Origin of the sequence: Streptomyces sp. NPDC005485 (genome assembly GCF_040606085.1) — a bacterium.
GTDB lineage: Bacteria > Actinomycetota > Actinomycetes > Streptomycetales > Streptomycetaceae > Streptomyces.
The window spans coordinates 1-4,416 of the sequence record NZ_JBEXDZ010000291.1 but is presented as its reverse complement, the minus strand read 5'-3'; the positions used below and the strand labels follow the sequence as shown (position 1 = coordinate 4,416).

Annotated in this window: 4 protein-coding genes; 2 read left to right on the top strand and 2 right to left on the bottom strand. The window is 70.7% G+C overall.

Translation table 11 applies throughout. The features are described 5' to 3' along the window. Positions 1-674: TerD family protein (locus ABZS97_RS43470; RefSeq protein WP_356149405.1), on the bottom strand; the 674-nt coding region annotated here is incomplete at its 3' end. Between the two features lie 127 nt (positions 675-801). Then, positions 802-1,398 carry a M48 family metallopeptidase gene (locus tag ABZS97_RS43465; RefSeq protein ID WP_356149402.1) on the bottom strand — a complete coding sequence of 199 codons (597 nt, stop codon included), beginning with the start codon at positions 1,396-1,398 and terminating at the stop codon, positions 802-804. Between the two features lie 218 nt (positions 1,399-1,616). Between ABZS97_RS43465 and ABZS97_RS43460 the strand changes: the two genes are divergently transcribed. Together ABZS97_RS43460 and ABZS97_RS43455 are read left to right on the top strand one after the other, a co-directional pair. Continuing rightward, complete coding sequence (locus tag ABZS97_RS43460) at positions 1,617-2,954, top strand: TOMM precursor leader peptide-binding protein (RefSeq protein WP_356149399.1); 1,338 nt, start codon at positions 1,617-1,619, stop codon at positions 2,952-2,954. Beyond that, positions 2,947-4,293 carry an AarF/ABC1/UbiB kinase family protein gene (locus tag ABZS97_RS43455; RefSeq protein ID WP_356149396.1) on the top strand — a complete coding sequence of 449 codons (1,347 nt, stop codon included), beginning with the start codon at positions 2,947-2,949 and terminating at the stop codon, positions 4,291-4,293. The genes ABZS97_RS43460 and ABZS97_RS43455 overlap by 8 nt, the downstream gene beginning before the upstream one ends. Positions 4,294-4,416 lie beyond the last annotated feature (123 nt).

The window sequence follows — 4,416 nt, the reverse complement described above, 5'->3', positions numbered from 1 at the left end:
GGAGCCGGCGCCGCCGGGGCACCGAAGGCGGGTGCCGGCTGGGGCGCCTGGGGCGCTGCCGGAGCACCGAACGCGGGAGGGGCGGACGCCTGGGACGGGGGCGCGAAGGCGGGAGGGGCGTCCTGGGACGGCGCGGCGGGAGCTTCCTCGGCGACCTCGCCGCCGAAGTTCTTCAGCAGCGCGTCGAGTCCGCCGTCGAAGCCCTGTCCCACGGCGGCGAACCGCCAGACGTCCTTCAGGTAGAAGTCGCCCAGCATCACGGCACGTTCCGTGGAGAATTCGGCGCCGCTGAACGAGTACCGCGCCACCTCCTCGCCGCCCGCGACGATCCGGAGATATCCGGGGGCGATCTGCGACATCTGTCCGGCGCCGTCGATCGTCGCCGTGAACGACAGTTTCTGGATCTGCTGCGGGATCCGGTCCAGCGTGACCCGGAAGGACTCCGCGTCACCGGCCTGCGCACCGAGCAGCTGAACGGACCCCTCGGGGGATTTCGGCTGGTTGAAGAAGATGAAGTAGCGGTCGTCCGAGAGCCGTTCGTCGGCGTCCAGACCGAAGCAACTGATGTCGAAGGTCAGCCCGGGGCCGGTGATCTGCACACCTACGTACAGATCGGTGCCCGAGGTGAGGTCACTGATCTTGGCCTTGTGGCCGCGTTGGAATTCCCTGGCCATGCGTAACGACCGTCCCCCATCCCGAAAGCGAGTGCGTCGCGTCAGGCTAACGGCAAAGTCTGGGAGTGGACCAAGCCGGTACAGACCCGGTACACAATCCCCCCTCGGCGGGAGGCGCGGGCCGCTCCTACTCGTCGCGCGCGGCCGGCAGATGAGGCAGCCGGTCGGCGGCAACCACCCCCTCGAGATAGCCGCGAGCACGCTCCGTACGCGGATACGCCTCCAGCAGCCTCCAGAAGCGTGGCCCGTGTCCCGGTACGAGCAGGTGCGCGAGTTCGTGGACGAGGACGTAGTCGACGACGTACTCGGGCATGCCCTGCAACCGGTGCGACAGACGGATGCTGCCCTCGGACGGGGTGCACGAGCCCCAGCGCGTGTTCTGATTGGTCACCCAGCGCACGGACGTCGGCCGGGCGCGGCCGTCGAAGTACTGCTCCGACAGACGCCCGGCCCGCTCGGACAGCTCGGCGTCACCGAGCAGCCGTTTGCTCTCCTGGGCGGCCAGCTTGTCGAGCATGACGGTGACCCAGCGCTGTTCCTCCGCCTCGGACATCCGGGCGGGGATGAGCACGACGGTGCGATCGCCCTCGCGGTACGCGGAGACAGTGCGACGCCGTCGCGCACTCCTGCGAACCTCGATCGCGCTCGCCCCCGAGCCGCTTGGCGGCAGGCTCGTCGTGCTGCGCTGTGGTTTTCCGGCGCGGTGCAGTGGGTCGGCGGGCACGCCCCGACGTTACCCGCTGCACATGCGGGAAGTCCCGTCCCCGGGACGGTTCGGTGCCGATCCGCACCCCGTGCGCTTGATTTGTACGACGAACACCACCACCTGTGGACAACTTTCGGCACCCGACGACCGATCCGGGCATGCTGGCATCCGGTCGGCGGAGCAGCACTCACATCCACCGACACACGGAGAAGCTCTGAGCACGACGGGGGTCGGTCATGCATCCGATGGTGAAGCCCGCGCTGCGGCGCGGCTGGCGGGATCTCAACACCGTGCAGTTCGGGATGGCACCGGCGCACGCGATGGTGCTGGGCCCGATGGACACGGCGACAGGCAGTTTCCTCGCCCTGCTCGACGGAACCCGAGGGCTGCCGCTCCTGCGGGACGAAGGGCGCCGGATGGGGCTGCCCGACGGTCATGTCGACGGGCTGATCGACCGGCTGGCCCGCTCCGGTCTGCTCGACGACGCGACAGGAGGCGGCCCGGCCGCGGACGCCCTGCGCGCCAGGAAAGCGGTTCTGGACCGGCTGCGCCCCGACCTCGCGTCGCTCTCCCTGGTCGCCCCCGAGCCGGGCGCCGGCCTCAAGCACCTGGCGGCGCGCCGCTCACTGCGCGTGCAGGTACGGGGCGCGGGCCGGGTGGGTGTGGTCCTGGCCGCACTGCTGGCGGGCGCGGGCGTGGGCGAGGTCGATGTGCGCGACAACGGTCGCGTCGAGCCGTGGGATGTCGCTCCGGGCGGACTGCCCGCGGACTCGGTCGGCGAGCGCCGGGAGGAGGCCGCGCGACGTGCGGTGCGGCGGGCGGCGCCGGATCGGCCACCGCGGCAGGGCCGGGCGCGGAAGTCCCCGGGCGGACCGGCACAGGTGGCACCCGGACGCGGGGCGCGATTGGCGGAGGAGAGACGAGACCCGCTGTCGCCGGACCCCGCCGATCCCGCCTCCGGCCCGCCACTGGAACCGGAAATGGAACTGGCGCGGGCGCAGGCACTGGAGCCGACGCAGGAACTCGGGTGGTCACTGGTCATCCTCGCCCCGCGAGACGACCTTGCCGTCCACGCCCCCGACCCGGTCGCCGCCGAGTCCCTGATCACCTCGGGCACACCCCATCTCTATGCGGGCGTCGTGGAGGGGACGGGGGTCGTGGGTCCCCTGGTCCTGCCCGGTGACACGGCCTGCGCGGGCTGCCTGGAACAGGAACGCGTCGACCGTGATCCCACCTGGCCGCGGCTGGTCGCCCAATGGCGTTCCGGGCGACCACGCCACGTACCGGCGTGCGACCTCGCGCTGGCGGCCGGTGTCGCGGGCCTGGCCGCCGGGCATGCGCTGGCCTTCCTGGACGGCGCGTTGCCATCCAGCGCGGGAGCACGCTGGCAGGCGTCGGTGCCCGGATTCGACTGGCATCCGCGACCGGTCTGGCCCCATCCCGCATGCCTGTGCGGAGCGATGGAGAAAGGTAAGGGGGATCACACCTCGGAGGATGGGGAGCCGCACGAGACAATGGCCGGGCAACAGCCGTACGCGGCACGGCTGTCCGGTACTTGGAGGGCGCATGTCTGATCTTCCCCGGAAGGCGGTCACCCGAACCGCCAAGCTCGCCGCGCTACCGCTCGGCTTCGCCGGGCGGGCAACCTGGGGACTCGGCAAGAGAATCGGCGGGAAGTCCGCGGAGATCGTGGGCCGTGAACTCCAGCAGCGCACGGCGGAGCAGCTCTTCAAGGTGCTCGGCGAGCTCAAAGGCGGTGCGATGAAGTTCGGACAGGCACTGTCCGTCTTCGAGTCGGCGCTGCCCGAGGAGGTCGCGGGACCTTATCGGGCAGCCCTGACGAAGCTCCAGGAGGCAGCGCCCCCGATGCCGACACGCACCGTGCACTCCGTACTGGAGCAGCGGCTCGGGGCGGACTGGGCCGAGCTGTTCGTGGAGTTCCAGGACAAGCCGTCGGCGGCGGCCTCGATCGGCCAGGTGCACCGGGCGGTGTGGCACGACGGCCGCGATGTCGCGGTCAAGGTGCAATACCCCGGCGCGGGCGAGGCCCTGCTGTCCGACCTGAACCAGCTGAGCCGGTTCGCCAGACTCCTCGGCCCTCTGATCCCGGGCATGGACATCAAGCCGCTCATCGCGGAACTGCGCGACCGGGTCTCCGAGGAGCTCGACTACGGGCTGGAGGCCCAGGCCCAGAAAGCACACGCGGAGGAGTTCGAAGGCGACCCGGATGTGCTGGTCCCTGCGGTGGTCCACCAGTGCGACCAGGTCCTGGTGACCGAGTGGATCGACGGGATACCCCTGTCGGAGGTGATCGCCGACGGCAGTCAGGAACAGCGCGACCGAGCGGGACAGCTGCTGGCCCGGTTCCTCTTCTCGGGCCCCGCGCGCACCGGTCTCCTGCACGCCGACCCGCACCCGGGCAACTTCCGGCTGCTGCCCGACGAGAAGGGGGGTTGGCGTCTGGGCGTCCTCGACTTCGGCACGGTCGACCGTCTTCCGGGCGGTCTGCCCACCACGATCGGTGACTCCCTGCGCATGACGCTCGAAGGCGAAGCCGAGGCGGTCTACGAACTGCTCTGCGAGGAGGGCTTCGTCAAGGAGTCCATAGACCTCGAACCCGACGCGGTCCTGGACTACCTCCTGCCGATCATCGAACCGGCCCTGGCCGACGATTTCACCTTCACCCGCGGCTGGATGCGCAGCCAGGCCGCCCGAATCGCCGACCCCCGCTCCCCCGCCCACCAGCTGGGCAAGCGGCTCAACCTGCCCCCGGCGTACCTCCTGATACACCGTGTGACCTTGAGCACCATCGGCGTCCTGTGCCAGCTGGGCGCGACGGTTCGCCTGCGCGACGAACTGGAGGAGTGGCTGCCGGGCTTCCTGCCGGAAGAGGAGCCGGCCGCGGAGGCGTGAGATCGGGGGGTCTGTCGGCCTGGGGTGGGGGGCTTTCTGGGAGGGGCGAAGGGGAGGGGGTGGGGGCGGGGGGGTGCCTCTATGTCTTTCGTCAAGCGAGGCGTGGGGTTCTGGGTTCGTAGA